General features: G+C 66.7%; 21 protein-coding genes and 1 pseudogene. 14 read left to right on the top strand and 8 right to left on the bottom strand.

Going from position 1 to position 17688, the window contains the following annotated elements:
• The 5 genes and pseudogenes from AC2YHT_RS13045 to AC2YHT_RS13065 all read left to right on the top strand — a co-directional run.
• Positions 1-319, top strand: a pseudogene (locus AC2YHT_RS13045) (hypothetical protein); the annotation flags it as partial.
• Between the two features lies 1 nt (position 320).
• A complete protein-coding gene (trbF, locus tag AC2YHT_RS13050) occupies positions 321-1007 on the top strand; it encodes a conjugal transfer protein TrbF (RefSeq protein ID WP_487290221.1) in 687 nt (228 codons plus the stop codon).
• A gap of 26 nt (positions 1008-1033) precedes the next feature.
• On the top strand, positions 1034-1816 hold the full coding sequence (trbG, locus tag AC2YHT_RS13055) for a P-type conjugative transfer protein TrbG (protein ID WP_487290222.1): 783 nt from the start codon (positions 1034-1036) through the stop codon (positions 1814-1816).
• On the top strand, positions 1813-2997 hold the full coding sequence (locus tag AC2YHT_RS13060; protein ID WP_487290223.1) for a TraB/TrbI/VirB10 family type IV secretion system protein: 1185 nt from the start codon (positions 1813-1815) through the stop codon (positions 2995-2997). Before trbG ends, AC2YHT_RS13060 begins: the two co-directional genes overlap by 4 nt.
• A complete protein-coding gene (locus AC2YHT_RS13065) occupies positions 2994-3221 on the top strand; it encodes a DUF2274 domain-containing protein (RefSeq protein WP_487290224.1) in 228 nt (75 codons plus the stop codon). The genes AC2YHT_RS13060 and AC2YHT_RS13065 overlap by 4 nt, the downstream gene beginning before the upstream one ends.
• On the opposite strand, the gene AC2YHT_RS13070 is transcribed toward AC2YHT_RS13065, so the two are convergent.
• On the bottom strand, positions 3218-3682 hold the full coding sequence (locus AC2YHT_RS13070; RefSeq protein ID WP_487290225.1) for a helix-turn-helix domain-containing protein: 465 nt from the start codon (positions 3680-3682) through the stop codon (positions 3218-3220). The genes AC2YHT_RS13065 and AC2YHT_RS13070 overlap by 4 nt on opposite strands.
• A 136-nt stretch (positions 3683-3818) precedes the next feature.
• On the opposite strand from AC2YHT_RS13070, the gene AC2YHT_RS13075 reads away from it, so the two are divergent.
• Positions 3819-4025, top strand: a complete 207-nt coding sequence (locus AC2YHT_RS13075; RefSeq protein ID WP_487290226.1) for a hypothetical protein — start codon at positions 3819-3821, stop codon at positions 4023-4025.
• Here the strand turns inward: AC2YHT_RS13075 and AC2YHT_RS13080 are convergent.
• Complete coding sequence (locus AC2YHT_RS13080; protein ID WP_487290227.1) at positions 4022-5389, bottom strand: restriction endonuclease; 1368 nt, start codon at positions 5387-5389, stop codon at positions 4022-4024. The two genes, AC2YHT_RS13075 and AC2YHT_RS13080, sit on opposite strands and share 4 nt — an antisense overlap.
• 199 nt (positions 5390-5588) lie before the next feature.
• Positions 5589-5867 (bottom strand): HU family DNA-binding protein, encoded by a 279-nt coding sequence (locus tag AC2YHT_RS13085; protein WP_487290228.1) that lies wholly within the window; start codon positions 5865-5867, stop codon positions 5589-5591.
• Between the two features lie 200 nt (positions 5868-6067).
• Here AC2YHT_RS13085 and AC2YHT_RS13090 point away from each other — a divergent pair, with 200 nt between their 5' ends.
• Positions 6068-6634 carry a hypothetical protein gene (locus tag AC2YHT_RS13090; RefSeq protein ID WP_487290229.1) on the top strand — a complete coding sequence of 189 codons (567 nt, stop codon included), beginning with the start codon at positions 6068-6070 and terminating at the stop codon, positions 6632-6634.
• A gap of 79 nt (positions 6635-6713) precedes the next feature.
• Positions 6714-7514 (top strand): hypothetical protein, encoded by an 801-nt coding sequence (locus AC2YHT_RS13095; protein ID WP_487290230.1) that lies wholly within the window; start codon positions 6714-6716, stop codon positions 7512-7514.
• Between the two features lie 123 nt (positions 7515-7637).
• Here AC2YHT_RS13095 and AC2YHT_RS13100 read toward each other — a convergent pair whose 3' ends face one another.
• Positions 7638-8693 (bottom strand): restriction endonuclease, encoded by a 1056-nt coding sequence (locus AC2YHT_RS13100; protein ID WP_487290231.1) that lies wholly within the window; start codon positions 8691-8693, stop codon positions 7638-7640.
• Positions 8694-8969: 276 nt separating this feature from the next.
• Here AC2YHT_RS13100 and AC2YHT_RS13105 point away from each other — a divergent pair, with 276 nt between their 5' ends.
• From AC2YHT_RS13105 to AC2YHT_RS13115, 3 genes are read left to right on the top strand one after another with little or no spacing between them, the layout of a single operon-like run.
• Positions 8970-9920, top strand: a complete 951-nt coding sequence (locus AC2YHT_RS13105; protein WP_487290232.1) for a hypothetical protein — start codon at positions 8970-8972, stop codon at positions 9918-9920.
• Positions 9917-10900, top strand: a complete 984-nt coding sequence (locus AC2YHT_RS13110; RefSeq protein ID WP_487290233.1) for a hypothetical protein — start codon at positions 9917-9919, stop codon at positions 10898-10900. Before AC2YHT_RS13105 ends, AC2YHT_RS13110 begins: the two co-directional genes overlap by 4 nt.
• A 12-nt stretch (positions 10901-10912) precedes the next feature.
• Complete coding sequence (locus AC2YHT_RS13115; protein WP_487290234.1) at positions 10913-11968, top strand: potassium channel family protein; 1056 nt, start codon at positions 10913-10915, stop codon at positions 11966-11968.
• 433 nt (positions 11969-12401) lie between these two features.
• Here AC2YHT_RS13115 and AC2YHT_RS13120 read toward each other — a convergent pair whose 3' ends face one another.
• Together AC2YHT_RS13120 and AC2YHT_RS13125 are read right to left on the bottom strand one after the other, a co-directional pair.
• The gene (locus AC2YHT_RS13120; protein WP_487290235.1) at positions 12402-13529 is read right to left on the bottom strand and encodes a hypothetical protein; all 1128 of its coding nucleotides are present in this window, start codon (positions 13527-13529) and stop codon (positions 12402-12404) included.
• 27 nt (positions 13530-13556) lie between these two features.
• Positions 13557-14849 carry a response regulator gene (locus tag AC2YHT_RS13125; protein WP_487290236.1) on the bottom strand — a complete coding sequence of 431 codons (1293 nt, stop codon included), beginning with the start codon at positions 14847-14849 and terminating at the stop codon, positions 13557-13559.
• Between the two features lie 150 nt (positions 14850-14999).
• Between AC2YHT_RS13125 and AC2YHT_RS13130 the strand changes: the two genes are divergently transcribed.
• Together AC2YHT_RS13130 and AC2YHT_RS13135 are read left to right on the top strand one after the other, a co-directional pair.
• Entirely contained in the window at positions 15000-15176 is a 177-nt protein-coding gene (locus AC2YHT_RS13130) for a hypothetical protein (RefSeq protein WP_487290237.1), read from the top strand.
• Between the two features lie 245 nt (positions 15177-15421).
• Positions 15422-15952: an antirestriction protein ArdA gene (locus tag AC2YHT_RS13135; RefSeq protein WP_487290238.1), complete on the top strand. Its 531-nt coding sequence runs from the start codon at positions 15422-15424 to the stop codon at positions 15950-15952.
• 10 nt (positions 15953-15962) lie between these two features.
• Here the strand turns inward: AC2YHT_RS13135 and AC2YHT_RS13140 are convergent, their stop codons facing one another.
• Both AC2YHT_RS13140 and AC2YHT_RS13145 read right to left on the bottom strand, forming a co-directional pair.
• On the bottom strand, positions 15963-16088 hold the full coding sequence (locus AC2YHT_RS13140) for a hypothetical protein (protein WP_487290239.1): 126 nt from the start codon (positions 16086-16088) through the stop codon (positions 15963-15965).
• A 185-nt stretch (positions 16089-16273) separates the two neighbouring features.
• A complete protein-coding gene (locus AC2YHT_RS13145) occupies positions 16274-16648 on the bottom strand; it encodes a winged helix-turn-helix transcriptional regulator (RefSeq protein ID WP_487290240.1) in 375 nt (124 codons plus the stop codon).
• Positions 16649-16744: 96 nt separating this feature from the next.
• Here AC2YHT_RS13145 and AC2YHT_RS13150 point away from each other — a divergent pair, with 96 nt between their 5' ends.
• A complete protein-coding gene (locus tag AC2YHT_RS13150) occupies positions 16745-17464 on the top strand; it encodes an SDR family NAD(P)-dependent oxidoreductase (RefSeq protein WP_487290241.1) in 720 nt (239 codons plus the stop codon).
• Positions 17465-17688: the final 224 nt, after the last annotated feature.

Raw genomic sequence — 17688 nt, forward strand, 5'->3', positions numbered from 1 at the left:
CTTGCCGCCGCCTTCTGGCCCGCCGAGCCTGCCGCCGTCTGGCGATCATCCCAGGCTCCCGCCGCCCGATGATGGCGGTGGTCCCGGAGGAGCCGGCCTTGGGGGCGGGGGCGCAGCCCTGGGCCAGATGCCGCCACTGAAGACCGACGATGATGACGAGGGCGGCGGTTCGGGCGGCGGCGCCCCGGCCGCCCCGGGCTGGGCGCGGGCGCTGCAAGGCCGCCACGCCCTGACCCGCGGGGCCGAGCTGGCCCTGCACGCCGCTGGCCATGGCGGCGATCCCGACGGCGACGCCGCGCCCAACCTGAAGGAAGATTGAGATGAACCCCTTGAAGGGATCGGCGCGCTTTGGCGCAACGCCGCAGCCCGAAACCCCCTACCAGCGGGCCGGTCAGGCCTGGGACGAGCGGATCGGCTCCGCGCGCGTCCAGGCGTCCAACTGGCGCCTGGCGGCCCTGGGTCTGCTGCTGGCCAATACCGCCCTTTGCGGCAGTCTGGCCTGGCTGGCGACCCGGGGTTCGGTGACGCCCTGGGTTGTCCAGGTCGACCGCCTGGGCGAGCCGCGCGTCGTGGCCCCGGCCGTTCAGGGCGCCCGGCCCACCGACCCGATGATCGCCTGGACCCTGGCGCGGTTCATCAGCGACGTTCGGTCGGTCTCCACCGACCCCGTCGTCATGCGCCAGGCCTGGCTGCGGGCCTACGACTTCACCGACCAGGTCGGGGCGGCGGCCCTGTCGGACTATGCGCGCCGCAACGATCCCTTCGCCCAGGTCGGTCGCGCCCAGGTGGTGGTCACCGTCTCCAGCGTCGTGCGGGCCACGCCATCAAGCTTCCGCGTGGCCTGGACCGAGCAGCGCTACGCCGACGGCCAGCTGGCGGCGACCGAGCGCTGGAGCGCCATCCTCACCCTGACGATCAAGCCGCCGCACACCCCCGAGGGGCTTCGGGCCAACCCTCTGGGCGTCTTCATCACCGGCCTGTCGTGGTCCAAGGAGTTTGGCGCATGACCCGCTTGGGTTTGAGGAGCGGCGGCTTGGCTGTCGCCGTTTGGCTTCCGGCTGTGGCGATGGCCGCGCCGGCCGGGCTGCAGGTTCCGGGCGGCGCCAAGTCCTACGACTATCAGGACGAGGCGGTCTATCCGGTGATCGCCACCCCAGGCCGCATCACCGACATCGTCCTTCAACCCGGCGAAGCCCTGGTCGGCCAGGGGCCGGTGGCGGCCGGCGACACCGCCCGATGGGTGATCGGCGACACCATCAGCGGGGCAGGGCCGGATCGTCGGGTGCATGTGATGGTCAAGCCGACCGCCGCGAACCTGGCCACAAACCTGATCATCAACACCGACCGGCGCACCTATCACCTGGAACTGCGCGCCTCGACACGCACGTGGCTGTCCCAGGTCTCCTGGCGTTACGGGGCAGACCCGATCGCGGCCACGCCGGTGCGGGTCCCGGCGCCATCGGCGCCGAAGTCGGCCGCGAACCCGGTTGAAGCGCGGTCGGCCGCGCCGCCGGTGATCAACCGAGCCTATCGGATCGATGGGCCGCATCCGGCCTGGCGACCGGTCGAGGTCTATGACGATGGCCGCAGGGTCTTCGTGGTGTTCGGCCCGGGGATCGACATGGCCGACCTGCCGCCGCTCTACCGGCTGGGGCCCGACGGCAAGACCGCCGAGCTGATCAACTTCCGCGTCGAGGGCCGGGCGCTGGTCGCCGAGCGCCTGTTCGACCGCGCCGAGCTGCGTCTGGGCGCCAAACGCCGCGCCCAGGCCGTGCGCCTGGTCCGCCTGACCCCGATCGCGGAGGCTGTGCGATGAGCCAGGAACCCGAAGACGTCGAGAAGACTATCGCCAAGACCCTGCGCCTGCGCGGCGCCGCCGCCCCGGTGGCGCGGGTCTCGAGAAAGGCCCTGGTCATCGTCGGGGCGGTCCTGATCACCGGCGTGGCCGGCGCGGTCGGCTGGTCGTTGATGGAAAAGCGCCGGCAAGCGCCGCCCGAGGCCGACGTCAAACCCGCGCCGCCGCCCGAGACCGTCACCGCCCAGCCGCGCGGCTATGTCGGACCGGCCAGCGTCCCGGTCCTGGGGGCCCCGTTGCCGGGAGATCTGGGCCGGCCGATCCTGTCGGCGGCCCGGGCCAAGGCCGGAGAAGGGCTTGCGACCGACGCCGCCCCGGCCCCTGCGGCGAGCGCTGCGCCCGTAGGGACAGGGAGGATCGCCGAGCCTGAGCCCCAGGTCCTGGCCTTGCGCGAGGCGCGGCGGGCGGCCACGGTCAGCGGCCTGTTCGTGGCCGCCTCGTCGCGGCGCGAAACAGCGGCCCCGGGATCCGATCTCGATGCGGCGGGTCCCGTCGCCATGGGCGGGGCCAAGCCAAGCCTGGATCCGCGCGTCACCAGCGTCGAGCGCCTCCAGGCGCCGGTCTCGCCCTACATTCTCCAGGCCGGCGCGGTCATTCCCGCCGCCCTGGTGACGGGCCTGCGCTCCGACGCCCCGGGCCTGGCCGTCGCCATGGTCACCCAGGATGTGTTCGACAGCCTGGGCGGCGGCTATCTCCTCATCCCCAAGGGCTCGCGCCTGGTCGGAGACTACGAGACGGGCGCGCAGAACGGCCAAAGCCGCCTTCGCGTCGCCTGGACGCGCCTGCTGCTGCCGTCGGGAAAATCCATCGTGCTCGACAAGCTGCCCGGCGCCGATGAGCAAGGCATGGCCGGTCTGCAAGACAGCGTCGATCGCCACGGGAGCCGCGTTCTGGCCGCCGCGGGCCTGAGCACGCTCTTGGCCATCGGCGCCGAGGCCGGATCGTCCAGCGATGAATCCGATCTCGTCCGCGCCCTGCGCCGGGGCGGGTCCGATACCGCCAGCAGCGTCGGCCAGCAGATGGTCGGCAAGAGCCTGGACCTGGCGCCGACCCTGACCATCCGTCCCGGCGCGCCGCTGCGGGTGCTTCTGACCCGCGACCTCGTTCTCGAGCCCTATGTCGACGAAAGGAAGGCGCCATGAGCGGCAAGCTGAAACTGGGCGCGCTGGAGGACGAAACGCCGGTCAAGCTGACGCTCGACCTGCCGGCCGCGATCCACCGCGACCTCGTCGCCTATGCCCAGGCCCATGCGGCCGAGAATGGCGGCAAGGCCGCCGAGCCGGCGCGGCTGGTGGCGCCGATGCTGGCCAGGTTCATGGCCACCGACCGGGCCTTTGTCCGCGGACGGCGAGGCAAGGGCGCCTAGCCGACGTCTCGCGTCGCTTCGGGCGGCTCGGCCAGGACGCCCATCAGGTCGAGCACGCCACGCCGGCGTCGCGGCTCCAAGCCCGACAGCCATCGCGCCAGGGCCAGGCCATCGGGCGTCGACAGCAGCGCCTGCACCGCCGCGACCGCATAGACCGCCTCAAGGTCGGTCTTGGTCGCCGCATCCGTCGGCGGCAGGCCTTCGAAGAACCACGCGGTCGGGGTCTGCAACAGCCGCGCCATGGCGTAGAGCGTGGAGGCGCTGATGCGATTGGTCCCGCGCTCGTATTTTTGCACCTGTTGGAACGTCAGGTTCAGGTCGTCCGCGAGCTGCGCCTGACTAAGGCCCAGGAGCTTTCGACGCAGGCGAAGACGGGCGCCGACATGGACATCGACGGGATGAGGCGAACAGGCGGATGGCAAGGCGCTGGCTCCGTGAGCGTTGAGACCTTGCCGAGACACGCCAGCCCGTCAGAACCGGTAGCGACCCCTGGAGATTTTTTCGGCGCTGCCGACGCCTTCGCCAGATCGAGAAATCCCTGGCGGCTGGCGGCAGGCCCCTTTGACGCCACAACGGGCGGATGGGTAGGCTCGCGCCATGGACAGGCCGCGAAAATCACTGGACGAGGTGGACTGGGCCGAGGCCTCGCGGCACCTGATCGGCATGTTTCCGGGCGCGCCCCTGCCGGAAGTCTTGGCGCGCGCCGAGGCCGCGGCGGTCACGCTGGATCTGATGGGCAAGGCTCGCGAGGCGGAGTCGATGCGGCGCGCCGCCCAACACATCCGCACCAAGATGATGAACTAGGCGATGTTGTCCGAGGCCGCCGGCGGTGAGGCGTCGTCCTGTCGCCGCAGCGGGCCGGCGTTGAAGCGCGCGATCTCGGCGGCCTTTTCGGCCAGGCGCACCTTGGCGTCATCGCACCGAAACGCGGAGACCTTGGTCAGCGTCGCCAAGATCTCGCTGACATTATCCAAGGTGATGTCGGCGCCGAACAACGGACAGGTGACCTCGTCGTTCAAGGCGAAGCCGACCTTGCAGGGCGCCCGGGTGTTCTCCAGGTGCAGGTTGGACCTGGGATCCTCAAGGTGTGGCCGCCCCTTGGGCTCGAGCCGCCACCAATAGTTCTCGATCTCGTCGCCATCCTCCGTGCGCAGCGTACGGCGTGTGCTGTAGAAGCGATGGCAGTCGGACGAGCAGACGTCGCGCATCTCGTCCAGGAGCTGGGCGATGATCGGCAGCAGCAACATCTCCCGCACGGTGTCAGGATAGGGATTGTCCGCGTCGCCGCTCGTCAGAAGATGTAGCAGGGCGGCCACCGCGTCGGGCTCATGCGCCTGCAAGATCGCCAACACCAGATAGGCTCTCGCCCGGGTCAGCGACGCCGTGGCCTGGCCGGCCAGCTGGGCGCGGCGCATCAGGTAGGGGATGTTGAGCACCGCCATCTGAAGCGTCTCGCTCAACGCGGCGGTGTCCAGGCCCGCGGCCCAGGGCCGCTCGGCGATCGAGCCGATGGCGAACTCACTGGCGATCAGCGCAAAGCGCGCCAGACCGCCGATCTCGACCTCATCGCGCTTGGCCCAGAACGCCGCGAGCGTCTTGGGGCTGACGAACTCCAGCTTCCCCCAGAAGCGCTCCTCGGCGGCCTTGATCCGGCCTTCCAGACTCAAGGCCTGGGCGAACAGACGCAGCACCACCTGCGGCTGGCGCGACAGCAGGCGTTCCAGAGTCGGCCTGTCCCAGAGCTGCACCTTGGGGCGCGGATGGGTGACCTGCCAGCGGGCGACCCAGTCTCGGGTCGGATTGGTGAAGGTGGTGTTGGTGGCGATGACGATGTGGTCGAGATCAGCCTCGGCCAGGGCGTTGTTCAACGCCGCCTTCACCTGACCGGCTTCCAAGGTCTTGGAGCGGCCCTTGCACTCGACCCACCAGCGTTGGCGCGTCATGTCGCCATCGGCCGAGGGGGCGTAGAACACCGCTTCGAGATCGCGCCCGCCATCGGCCGCGCCGCCGCCCGTGCCGCCGACACGCCACTCCAGATCCTTGGCCCCCATGGCGTCCAGCAGCCAGTAGACGCATTCCTCCAGATCCTTGCCCAGCAAGGTGTCGAAGGGGATTTCCGCCGGAAGCACCCAAGGTGCGCCGTCTTCGGCCGTCGTGGCGTCGGTCATGGCGGGTCTCGCGGCGGGCCGAGCCGTTCTCGGCGGTCGCCTCAGCATGTCGGAGCCGGCGGCGGGCATCAACGCCGCGTTGGCGCCCCCGGCGAACCGGGGAGCCTAGCCCCAGCCTCCGAGTGAGGGGAGGCGCCGGCGCCAAAGGCGATCTGAACAGCCGCCTTCGACCGCCCGCCTCGACGACGGCCTCGCGGGCCTAGCCGTTGACGGCGTCCTTCAGCTGCTTGGCCGGCGAGAAGGCCACCTTCTTGGTCGCGGCGATCTCGATGGCGGCGCCGGTCGAAGGGTTGCGGCCGGTACGGGCCGGCTTGGCCTGAACCTTGAACTTGCCAAAGCCCGGGATCGAGACTTCCTCGCCCTTCACCGCCGCCTCGGTCAGGGCTTTGAAGACGCCGTCGATGATCGACTTGGCCTGGGTCTTGGTCAGCTTGGGCTCGGCCGCCACGGCGGCGTCGACGAGATCCGAAACGTTCATGGCAAAAGCCTCCAGAGGGAATCGAAGGGCCGAGCCTGCGGCGTGCGCGAGGTCTTGTCACCTGATCCCGGCTCGGCGGCGAGGAAGCGGCCCCAGCCAGGCCGCGACTTGACAGGACATCAAACGCTATTCAGACTACGACGTACTGCGACTAAATCGTACTATGAGTACGATCATCCAAGTGATGGAGCTTCAACGTCATGGCGGACAAGACCGTCGTTTCCAGGGTCAAGCGTCAGCGCGAGCTGCGCGTCGCCGAAGGCTGGCAAGAGGTCACGGTCTGGGTTCCGACACGCCAGGACGCCGACGACATCAAAAACCTGGCCAGCGAGCGACGGGCCAAGGCCGAAGCGCTCTACGGCCTCAGCCAAGAGGTCAAATCCGTGTCCCCTTCCACCGAAGCCAGGATCGCCGCGGCGATCGCTGAACGCGGTTCAGCCGCCTATATTCACTACAACGGCCCCGTGCTGGAGCTTCTGAGCGACCTTGCCGGAGAAGACGATCTGGAAGGGTTTTCCCGCGCTTTCGTCATTCTGGCGCGCTCCAGCCCGATGCACGCGCCTTCCGTCGCCAGCTTCGTGCCGGCGAAAATCACCAACTTCCTCGCCAAGCATCGCGGCGTCGACGTCGCTTCGTTCCAGCGATGGACAGAGGCGAACCCGGGCTGGGCCGATGCGCTCCAGGCCGCGGTCCGTCACCCGACGCAATTTGCGCGGCTCGTCGAAACCATGGCCATCGAGATCAAAGGGATGCGGCGCGCGCAATAGAGTCGCCTCTGGGCCAAGCCCAGGCCCGCTGGGCAGCGCGTGTGGCCGCCTAAGCGTTCACGAGATCGTCGGAGACCTCATGGCCGAGCATGATCATCAACCCGCCGCGCCGGGGATCGAGACGTTCGACGCGCTCATCGCAGCGCTGAACGCGCCTGGGCAACGTTTGATCTTTTACGACGACACCAGCCTGCAAGGTCGCGTGTCCGAGCACATGGAGCCCGACATCGAACTGATGTGCGCGGTGTGCCTGCCGTCCGACGCCTATCCGAGCGTGGTGCAGATCCTCGCCAAGCGGTTGGAAGCCCTGGGCGTTGGCGAGTTTCACGCCAAGGAAGTCGTCAACCCCAACAGCTCCAGCGCCTGGGTCAAGGTCTCCCTCCAGGATCGCATCGAAACCTTCAGGTTCATGAGCCAAATGCTCAGGGATCACGTCGATCAAGCCGGCTACCTCTTCATCGCCAAATCGGATTTCGAGCAGATGAAGGTGGTGGCTGGCGGTCCTGTGGCGCTGGGCATTGGCCAGAAGTCCGGCTTGCGGAAGGTGACATTGCGCTGCATCGCAGAGCAGTTGGCCAGCGCCCAGCTTCCGACCCTGCTTGTGGTCGATCAGGCCAAAGCCGCCAGCAAGCCGCAGCTGATCATGCCCCACGCGAGCCTGGTGGGCGGGGGCGCCGTCGTCGCGGACTCAGCCAAGATCGCCGGTCTGCAGCTGGCCGACATGGCGGCCTACTGTATTGGCCGATACCAGCGAAAGCGCGCCGCCCTGCAAGCTGGGCAAGGCGGGCCGTTCGATCAGATCGCCTTGGAAACCATGGCCGATTTTCACGGGCGCCTGCGGTTTCTTCTGGAGCCGGATGGCGCCTCGCTGGCGTCCTAGGGCGAACACGCGGCGCATCGCGCGCCTGGCTTCAGGCAAGGCGACGAGGCGTGGGTGTCGCTCGCGCTCGACGGCGTAAGCCGTAGCTTCTCACGCTTCCGGTTTTAGGGCTGGGCCCAGGTCTCATCGCGCGATGTCCAAGAGCATGTCGTCCAGCCGGTTGGTCAGAAGCCTGGTCGGATCATCGCCCAGCTCCGACTTCCGGAGCAGGTCGGTGAGATCTTCCAGCGACAGACAGAGGATCAGCTTTCCTTGTTCGCGCAGCGCGCCCTTCATGGCGCGCTCGGCGCTGTCGCTCGCGCCGTTTCGCGCCACGATGATCGCGATCGAGCGCAAGGCGGCCGTATAGAGGTATTTCTCGGTCGAATAGATCTGATCCTGAGTGATCGGCGCGGTGTAATTCTTGAACTCGAACACAACGTAGCGGGATCGAAAATCCGTCGCCATCGTCGCCCAGAAGCCGGCCGTCGGCGTCAATCGGGCCACACAGTCGAGGCGATGGAAGCCCTCCTCAATGCGCCATTGAGAGCGCCACCCGCCAAAAGCCTCGCCGTAAAGGTGCTTGATCGCCCGCTCGCACGCCGCCTCGAAGCTGGTCGCGTCCGTCCGGCCTGATTCAAGCCCGGCCAGGACGCGCAAGATCTCCTCGGTCTCCGAGACCGGCGTGGGCGGCGCGAGGGCCTCGAGGAGAGCGGCCAGACCCGGCGGTATGACCCCGCCGCCCAAGGATCCGACCTGGGTTTGGCGCAATAGATCCGCGAGGTCCGCGCTCAGATCGGCGTAGGGGCGTGTTTCCTGGACCAACCGATGGACGTCCCAAATCTCGATCTGATCGGGGAGGGGCATCTGCGCGACGCGCGCGGGCAGCTCGCAAGTGACGACGATGACGCCGCGCTCGGCGTTCGCATGCGTCAACGCCCGGGCGACATAGTCCACCGCGCGACGGAAGAGTTCCGGCGGCGCGTGATCGTAGTCGTAGAGCTTGAGTTCGACGAGAACCTCGCCGGCGCCGCCAGGGCTGTCCAAAAGCAGATCCGGCTCGAACGGGCGGCCCCGGGCCCGCGCGTTTGACGGGTCGACAGGCGCAAACCCCATGCGCTGAAACAGCTCGCCCAGAAACCCGATGAACTCGGATTCGAGATTGAGCCTGTCGATCGCCAGGTCGCCCATCCGGCTCATCGAACCCTCCCTTTGCCGCTTGAAGCGCGACCGTACCGGCTGCTCCGACGGCTGTCAGGCGCGAACGCCGACCAAGTTCCCGGTCTTGCCGATCGTCGACCATCGACGACCTGCCGATCGCCGTGGCCGCGCCGATATAGACCGGTCGGGGCGCGTCCAAGGCCGATCGGGCGCGCCCTAATCTACGCCCGTGTGCCGAAAGCTCAGGCCAAGGCGCCGCTTGTGGTTGAACCGGGCCGCGACCTGGTGAAGGTTGGGGCGAGCGAGGGGACGAACATGCCGACGACGGTGGTCAAGCCGATCCATTTCGAGGACTTCGGCGGCGAGGACTTCGAACGCCTGGTCTTTGCCTATCTGTTGCGGGCTGGCTGGGAAGACCTGGCTTGTTATGGCCAGACCGGCAGTGACCTTGGCCGTGACATCATCGGCCTCCAGCCGATCGAGGGGCGGCCGGCGCGGCGTACGATCGTCCAATGCGTGAACCGGGGCAGCCTCACCAAGGCCAAGGTCGAACGCGACATGGGCCGCGCGGCCCAGGCGCCGTCCGGCAGACCCGATGCGATGCGCTTCATCTGCCGGTCCAAGCTGTCCTCGGACCGTCGTGATCATGTCCTGAAAACCGGCAAGACGCTGGGCATCGCCCATGCCGACGTCTGGTCCGGCGTAGAGTTCGAGGAGCATCTGCGCCGAGACGCGGAGTTGTTGCTGCGCCGGTTCGTCGAAGGCGAGACCTTCCCCGATAGCGTCGAGGGCTTGCGCCGGTTTGTCGATGATTTCCCCAGTCTGAAGGACGAGGACGCGCTGCAATTGATGGCGGCGGTGTTCGATCGTCCCGCCTTCAGCACGCCCTTCCAGGGCGAGAGCCAGCTACCGGCCTTCCAACAGGCGATCGAAGACACGATCAAGGCGCTGAACACCGGGCTGTGGCGCACCAGGGACGACGAAGAGATCCTCCGCATCCCCTCGCGGCATCACCTGCGTTCGCCGTCGGCCAGGGCGGTGCTGGGCAAGGTCGTCGAGCAACTCGACCTCACCCGGGCGATCTTCAAGGCCCGGCTCGCCGATGGCGGCGTGCGCCATTGCCCATGCGGCGAAGCCGACTGCCCGGTGTTCATCGTGACGCCTCAGGCCGCGCAAGAGTTGGATGACGCCCGATCGAGGGCTCTGAGGCTGTTTGGATCGTTGGTCACGGACTTCGGCGTCGGCCTCCGGGAGGCGCTTTCATGAGCCCGTCGCTCTACGCGCGGATGCGCGCGCACGGGACCCTGACCGAGACGTCGCAGGAGATCCCCGACGCGGTCTTCGCTCTGCCATCGACGCTCAACTGGATGAAGGCTGAAGCGATCCTGGTAACGGCGCTCGGTGTCAACTTCCAGAGCGCTCGGGCGTTCTACAAGCGGGTCCAAAAGCGCGACCTGACCGAGCCGCAGGTCAACTCGGTCTGCGAACAGCTGCTGTTCTCCCTCAACCAGATCGCCGCTTTGCGCGGACTGGCGAGCGTTCCCAACAAGGCCGACGTCGCCCGCGTCGGCATCGTGACCTGGTACTACGGCGTCTACGGCGGCGCCTCGGCAATGATCGCCGCCGCCGACGGGTCGTTCCCGGAAACCCACGCCACGACGGCGCTCCAGTGGGACCGGCAGTTCGCCGTCCCCAAACTGGCCATGGATCCGTTCGCCGACCGGATCGGGGCGCTCACCAAGGCCGAGATGGACCTGGCGCTTGAAGCGCCTAGGGCGCGCGGCAAGCATTCGCTGACCTCCACGCCGTCGTCTGTGGAGGAGGCCTGGGGCTGTCACGCCGAATACCTGTCGGGAACCGCGGGATGGGAACGCTGGAACCTCGAGCAACGGGTGCGCGGCTCCTCGGAGTTCAAGGCCCTGGGCGTGGACAGCTTCCGCACCAAGGAGGCGCGGGCGCTGCGCGACGCGGCCTTCGCCAGGAAGAGTCTCGCCTTCCTTCACGAGGCCTCGCGCTATCGCGGCAAGGCCAACTACCGGGACGCCATCTACCTGGCCTACGGCAAAGCCGTGCCCAAGCTGGCTGAAGGCTTCATCGACGATCTGCTTGTCGTCCTGACCGGCTTTTCGGCCATGGCCGGCGCCTACTGTTCGATGCGCATGGGCAAGGACCGCTGGAAGGCCTTCGTCGATGATCTCGAAGCGGGGCGCGCCATTTCGGTCTCGCCGCTCGAAGTTTGGTCGTAGGGGGAGGGCGTGTTGAGCACAGCCGCCGAGCGTCGCTTGCACAAGATCGAGACGTCCGTGCTGACCGCGCTGCAGGACGCGGTTCTAGAAAAGCCGTTCGCGCTGATCGTGCTGGCTTGGCTGCTGATCTATGGGGCGATCGGCGCTGGGTTCTTCGTCTTCTATTTCTTCCTGCCAGGCGGCGTTCAGCTGGGCGACGGCGACAAGCCGCCGTGGGATCAGGTGCTCAGCTTCTCCTTCATCACCCAGGCGACGATCGGCTATGGCGATGTCACGCCGCGCGGCTTGGCCCAGTTGCTGGCTAACCTGCAGGCCGTGATCGGGACGGGGCTAAACGGGGCGGCCATCGGCGTGATCACGTTGCGGATTCTGAAGCGGAAGCCGCCGTTGAGAATTCCGCGGCGGATTTCGTTCTCCCAGGTCGGCGAAGGCGAGTTCGCCTTCAAGTTTCGCTATCTCAATATCGACAGCCGCAACCTCGTCGATACCTATGTCAGCGTCTTCTTCTCAGCAGATGGGGGGCGGTCCAATCGGTTCTACGACTCGGTGGGCGGCGATGTCGGCAGCATGCAGATGGAGACGGTTCCGCCGCTGCTTTTGGTGGCCCTCGTCGTTCCCTCAAAGCCGACTGTCGTTTCCCTCCGCGATCCCAGCAGTCCAGCGATGCTCAACGACGCCAAGATCGCCCTGAACCCGGAGATGTTCGTCACCGCCGACGGCGAAGTCGACCCGTCCGCCAAGCTCCTTCTGCGCATTCGCGGCTTTCATGCCGCGACGGGCGAGCTGTTTTCGCTGTCCCACGAATACCGCGCCGCCGACATCGTCTGCGCGCCGTTCGAAGGGATAGACAACAATCCGCTGCAATACCTGAAGGAAGACCAGCGCAGGGATGCGATCAGCGAGAAATTCGAGCGCTTCAAGGCCCCGGCCCCCTTGCGCTGCCAAGCCTGTCTTAGACTTTCGCGATGCCCGTTCACCGCCGGTCCGCGCCTCGAACCCCAGGCTGGTTCGCCCGTAGCTGACGGATCGAGCGCAGCAGGCGCCGCCGCCGACCTTCCGCGAGCCTGACCGGGCGGCAAGGCCTTTCCACGATCCCGCGTAAAGACCCGCTGAACGGAAGGCGGCCGCAGACGGGCGAGGCCGCTGCGTCGCCAAGCCTGAACCGAACGGGCCCGGTCGATTGTGAAGGCGGCCAATTTTTGCTATAGTCTGGTCAAGCCCGGGAGCGCTGGGCGCCCACTCCTCTTCGGAGGGTCACCTGCCACATGGAGTCTGTTGCTCTTTCACAGCTTAAAACACGGCCTCATCCACACTGTTCTGCATAAACTTCTCAAAGCCGGATGGAGAATGGCCATGAAAGCACTGAAAACCTTCAAACCCCAATTCCGTAGCGCTCGCGAAATCCTCGGAGAGGTGATCCTCTTCACAACGATCTCGGCGGTGACGACCTAGAAAACGGCCTCGGCGAAACGCTGAGGCCGTTTTGCGTTTGAGGGCCTGTCTAGCCCGCCAGCTTTCGGCGGTGACGGGCGAGATCGTCTTCTTCGGCCTGCGAGATGGGGGCCGGCGCCGCTTCGAGCGCCTCGCGGCGCAGAGCATCGAAAATCGACCAGGGCAGCGTCGATAGAATTCCGTCTTCCGTCTCCAGGTGTCGACGGAGCAGGGCCTCTTGCCGGGGTTGGGGGATCGCCTGCCAAACCGACGGACGAATGAACCAATGGTCCGTGCCGTTGATCATCCAGGCCTCGACCTGGTCGAGCAGGGACAACCAGGTTTGGCGCGGGCGCGCATAGGCGTCGAACGCCGCCTGATGCGCTGCCGCGCCCATCATGAAGACCACCGTCTCGCCCGGCTCGGGGATCACGCCCAAAAGGCAATCGACGAAATCATGGTAAAAACCAAAGCCGGCCAGGCCCGACAGCGCCACCGGCAATTCGAACGGTATGCGAAAGGCAAAGCCGCCCAAGGGCGGGCCGCCGGACAGCGCCGCGAAGGCGGGCGCGTAGAGGTCTTCCAACCGCTCCAAGCTCTCGCGGCGCTCGGCCAAGGTGGTCTTCATCAGCCCAAAAATCGTGCCGGGAAGTTCCAGCCCGCTGACATTGAGGCCCAAGGCGCGCGCCTTGGCGCTGACGGCGCCTTCGAGGCGGGCCCAGGTGGCGCGGGTCTTGGCCTCGAAGGTCTCGACCTCATGGCGTTTGCGCACGATCTCGCGGCACAGCGTCCTGAACACCTGCAAGGCAAGAGCCTGGTCGCTCAGGGTCTTGGTGCGCTCGAACGCCCCGAACATCGCTTCGTGCGCCTGGCAGAATCCCGCAAAGGTCGAGGCGTGGCGCAGGCCCTCTCGACGCATATTGAAGACCCCGTCGCGATGGCGCGGCGTCAGCACTTCCCCCGCCTCGGCGATCCGAGCCAGAGGGCCGGCCCTCTGCAGGGTGTGAGACAGCGAGATGCTGGGAGCGTCACATCCGGCGCAGGCGCACGTGCGCGGCGCGGTCCATGCCCGCTGATCGTCGCGCAAACCCTCGAAGAAGATCCGGTTCTGCTCCGCGCGCGAGGCAAAGAGCTTGGATGGCGCGATCACCCGCGCCTGGATGAAATCCATCAGGTCGGCCAGGGCGTCCTCGTTCACCCGGCTTGGCTCTGGCATCAAGCGTTCCTACCCGCCCAGGGCTTCGCCCGTAACCCGGGCGAACTCCGATGCATTTGCCGGCTTGGCCAGGACCGCGAACGCGTCGGAAAATCCCGCCAAGTCGGGGTAGGCCGAAAGGATGGCGATTTTCGTGCTGGGAGAGACGCGCTTGAAGGCGCGCAGAACCTCAAAGCTCATGATGCCGGCCATGTTGATGTCCGCCCAGATCAGATCAATTCGCCAGTTCACCAGAAAGGTGAAGGCTTCAGCGGTGCTGTTGGCCACCAGGATCTTCATGTCGATATCCAGGTCGGACAACATGTCTTCGACCATCAGGGCGACCAGGAGCTCGTCTTCGATGACGAGAACGATCTTTGTTCGCCCCGGTTTTGACGACCAGATACTGTCTGGATGGGGCAGTTGCTTGATTTGCGCGTCGACGTCGACGACGTCGCCATCCACATAATGCCGGTCCGGGACGTAGTTCAGCAGTGTCTTGTGAGCGCGCGACAGCAAGAGCTCGATCACCGGCGTGAGCAGGCCGTACTCGGCGGCGGCCAGATAGTGTTGGGCCTCTTCCAGCAATCCGGACAGATAGCCGACGTCGATGGTCTCGCCGAAGTGTTGGCCGTAGGCTTGCCCATAGGCGATCAAGGCCAAGGCCAAGCGCTCGTGATGGCGCACGGCGGCGGCGAAGGCCGCTTCGCCGGCGGCGCGGGGATCGCGGCGATAGCCCAGATTGCTGCCCAGGCGGTAAAGCGACAGCGCCGACGACCACAGGGTGGCCCGCTCCGATCCGGCTTCCGGGATAAGCCGCTCGATGAGCAGTTTGCGGCCGGTTAGCGTGGCCACGACCACCCGTCGGCGAAAGCTGAACGGCAGGGACGCGAAGTCGCTTGCGAAGATTTGAGGATGATTTCGCAATTCCTCCTGCAAGAATTTCGAAATGTCCTTTTTGCCGATCTTAGACGCGGTCAAATCGATTTCGCATCGCGGGGAGAACTCGATCGAAACGGTCTCTTCGCGAGGCGGCAGCGCTTTCGATCGGGCGTAGGCTTCGCGCAACGCTTGCAACGCCGCGCTCCAGGCTTTGTTGTCGCCGAAGAGAACGCGTTCGATCGCCGCCAGGTCGTTGGGCAGATGCTCGCCGGCGCGCCAACCGCGCACGCTTCGGCCCTCGTCGGTCGCGCCCAACGCCGCGGCGAACGCCTTGTTGGACCATGTGTGACCGGGGCGATCGGGAAGACCTTCGGGGCGGACGCCGCCGATCAGATACCGGCTCAGGAGTTCGCCAAAGCCGGGCAACGCCGCCTCGTTCATTTCCGACCTCTTTCCGCCCGCTCGCTCGCCGGTTTCCGGCCGGTCTCCAAGCCCGCGGTCGGTCAAGCTCCGTTTATCACCGCCAGTGGCGCCTGATCGTCTCTCGGTTCTCGCGTCTCCTCAAGCTCCCAAAGCCGAAGGAGACTAGACATGCTGGATATTCAAACGATCGACAACGTCGAACTCACGCTCAACCTCGTTCTCGCCATGACCTGTATTCTGTCTGCGGTCTTCGTGCGCGCCGCGCACCATTCTCGGCTCACCTTTTGCTATGGAGGGGCCGCTTTCGTTCACCTGCTGATCGCCTTGGTCCACGCGCTGTCGTAACGCGGGCGCCGATTGCGCGGCCGTGCCGCTTTGGTTTTCGTTGGCGACCTCTCTTTTCTGGCGCTCCGCGCCGGGGCTTGGGGCGCCGCCCCCAGCGCGCTTCGAGCCGGCTTCCGCCCAGCTTCGGACGGCCCATGGCCGTCCTGCAGCCGGGTCCCCGCGAAGCCGGCTGCTCCGCTTGCACCCCCGGTCTCGCCGACGGGCAAGGGTTCGATTGATCGAACCCTGCCTTGAGGATGAGGACCATGGGACAAGCCGCTGACGATCTGGAGCCGCGCATCTACGTCGCCTGTCTGGCCGCCTACAACGGCGGGCGCCTGCATGGCGCCTGGATCGAGGTGGAAGACGACGCCGACGCCGTGCGCGAGGCGATCGCCGCGATGTTGCAGGCCTCGCCCGATCCCTTGGCCGAGGAATGGGCGATCCATGACTATGAGGGGTTCGGGGGCGTGGAGATCGCCGAATATGCCGGGATCGACCGGGTGGTGGCGATCGCCGCTTTCCTGCGCGAGCGCGGGCGGCTCGCCGCTCTGGTGCTGGAGTATTTCGGCGGCGATCTTGATCGGGCGCTGGCGGCCTTGGACGAGGGCTATCGCGGGCTCTTCGCCAGCTTGGCGGACTGCATGGAGGCGACGTGCGAGGACTTGCCGGACGTGCCCGAGGCCCTGCGCCGCTATATCGACTGGGAGGCCATGGCCCGTGACGCCGAAATCAATGGCGAGCTCTTCGCCATCGAGACCGCCTGTAACGAGGTTCACGTGTTCTGGACGCGCTAGGGGGGGGGCCTCAGCTCGGGGCGCGCGCCAGCACCGCAGCGGCGGTCGCGCCGCCCGCGACCACGGCCAGGACCAGCAGCCCCACCCAGCCGGCGGGGGTCAACAGACGGGCGGTCGGGCGAAGGCGAGGGGGCATCGGAAGAGATTAAGGCGCCGCTCGCGGCGAGGCTAGGCGTCGTCTTGCTCGGCGTATCCGTTCGCGTAAGGCGTCGTGCGCGAGAGGCAGCGGGTCAGGTCGGGCGCGCCGTCGGGCCACCACACCGGGGCCCGCTCGCCCAGCCCGACCTTGGCGGCTTAGCGGACGTTCTGCGAGGGACGTTTTTACCCTCGGTCGACCTCGGCGTCATAACGAAGACGGGCGCCTTCGATTCTATGGAGGTTGTCGAGAACCCACGCACCAAGCGCCCTGACCGGCACGACCAGTTCCCGGCCGAGGTCAGTCAACGCATATTCGACGCTAGGCGGCTTGGTCGGATGCACAGTGCGCGTGATGAAGCCGTCTCGCTCGAGGTTGCGGAGCGTAAGCGCCAGCATCTTGTGCGAGATTCCACCGATGGCGCGACGCAACTCGCTGAAGCGCCTGGCCTCCGCGTCCAGCTGCATGACGATCAGGACCGACCATTTGTCGCCGACCCGAGCCAGCGCGCCGGTCGCGCGGCGGCAGTCCTCGGTTCCATGAAGGTGACCTTGTTCCAAAAAAGTGCCTCCTTGGCACGTCGCATTGGTCTCCAATATGGAGAAGGTAACCAAAGGGAACCATCTCTTCTTGGAGCAAAGGGCTAAAGCGCGCATATGGAACAGGTGGTCCTCATCACTGGCGGCGCCTCGGGTATTGGCCTGGGCCTGGCCGAAGCCTTCATAAGGCAGGGCGCTTGCGTGGCGGTTTGCGCTCGATCAGAGGCGGCTCTTGAGCGCTTCTCCCGCGCTCATCCGCACGCCTTGGTCATCCAGGCCGACGTAACAAGCGGCGAGGCCAGGCGCGCCATGCTGCAAGCGGTCGCCGATCGGTTCGGCCGGCTCGATATCCTGGTAAACAACGCCGGCCTCTTGGTTGAACGAAATTTCGCGGCGGACGCGGACGCCACGCAGAACCTTGAACAGGAAGTCGCTCTGAATCTGACGGCGCCCATCCAGCTAACGGGTGAAGTGCTCAAGCGCTGGCCTTTGATGACCGCGATCGTTTTTGTCACGTCAGGCTACGCCCTGGTTTCTCCCACCCGCGCGCCGACCTACGGCGCTGTGAAAGCAGGGCTGCACGGCTTTGCCGAAGCGCTGCGCCGGCAGCTTGCTCCCAAAGGGACGCACGTCCTCGAAGTCCTTCCCCCCCTTGTCGATACGCCCGCCACGGCGAAGGAAACGGCGAAAAAGATCTCGCCCGCGGAAGTGGCGGCGGTCACGCTCAAGGCGCTGGCGCTCCGTCGACCGATGGCTCTGCCAGGCCAGACCAGGCTGCTCCCGATCTTGCTGCGGATCGCGCCGAACACCATCAAGCGCATGGTCGCCAAGACCTGACGATCGCGCGTCAGCCAGCTGCCAGGGTTCCAGCCGCAAGTCCCCGTGGCGATGACGACGGCGCGATCCTTTGGCGGCCAATGCGGCGCCCCTCGTGCATTTGCTCGTTTGCCAGAGGGCGCTCGAAGCGGACATTCCCGTCGTCAGCTCAGGGGCGACACGAACCAAGGTCCCCGCCGACATCCAGACCTTCTCTGCGGAGCGTCAGGCCGGCTGCGTCGGTG

The sequence above is a fragment of the Caulobacter sp. SRI_008 genome, from assembly GCF_057586355.1.

Coding starts and splice junctions, on each gene's coding strand:
- trbF (WP_487290221.1), top strand. CDS start 321: ATGAACCCCTTGAAGGGATCGGCGCGCTTTGGCGCAACGCCGCAGCCC.
- AC2YHT_RS13060 (WP_487290223.1), top strand. CDS start 1,813: ATGAGCCAGGAACCCGAAGACGTCGAGAAGACTATCGCCAAGACCCTG.
- AC2YHT_RS13065 (WP_487290224.1), top strand. CDS start 2,994: ATGAGCGGCAAGCTGAAACTGGGCGCGCTGGAGGACGAAACGCCGGTC.
- AC2YHT_RS13075 (WP_487290226.1), top strand. CDS start 3,819: ATGGACAGGCCGCGAAAATCACTGGACGAGGTGGACTGGGCCGAGGCC.
- AC2YHT_RS13080 (WP_487290227.1), bottom strand. CDS start 5,389: ATGACCGACGCCACGACGGCCGAAGACGGCGCACCTTGGGTGCTTCCG.
- AC2YHT_RS13085 (WP_487290228.1), bottom strand. CDS start 5,867: ATGAACGTTTCGGATCTCGTCGACGCCGCCGTGGCGGCCGAGCCCAAG.
- AC2YHT_RS13090 (WP_487290229.1), top strand. CDS start 6,068: ATGGCGGACAAGACCGTCGTTTCCAGGGTCAAGCGTCAGCGCGAGCTG.
- AC2YHT_RS13095 (WP_487290230.1), top strand. CDS start 6,714: ATGGCCGAGCATGATCATCAACCCGCCGCGCCGGGGATCGAGACGTTC.
- AC2YHT_RS13100 (WP_487290231.1), bottom strand. CDS start 8,693: ATGAGCCGGATGGGCGACCTGGCGATCGACAGGCTCAATCTCGAATCC.
- AC2YHT_RS13105 (WP_487290232.1), top strand. CDS start 8,970: ATGCCGACGACGGTGGTCAAGCCGATCCATTTCGAGGACTTCGGCGGC.
- AC2YHT_RS13110 (WP_487290233.1), top strand. CDS start 9,917: ATGAGCCCGTCGCTCTACGCGCGGATGCGCGCGCACGGGACCCTGACC.
- AC2YHT_RS13125 (WP_487290236.1), bottom strand. CDS start 14,849: ATGAACGAGGCGGCGTTGCCCGGCTTTGGCGAACTCCTGAGCCGGTAT.
- AC2YHT_RS13130 (WP_487290237.1), top strand. CDS start 15,000: ATGCTGGATATTCAAACGATCGACAACGTCGAACTCACGCTCAACCTC.
- AC2YHT_RS13135 (WP_487290238.1), top strand. CDS start 15,422: ATGGGACAAGCCGCTGACGATCTGGAGCCGCGCATCTACGTCGCCTGT.
- AC2YHT_RS13140 (WP_487290239.1), bottom strand. CDS start 16,088: ATGCCCCCTCGCCTTCGCCCGACCGCCCGTCTGTTGACCCCCGCCGGC.
- AC2YHT_RS13150 (WP_487290241.1), top strand. CDS start 16,745: ATGGAACAGGTGGTCCTCATCACTGGCGGCGCCTCGGGTATTGGCCTG.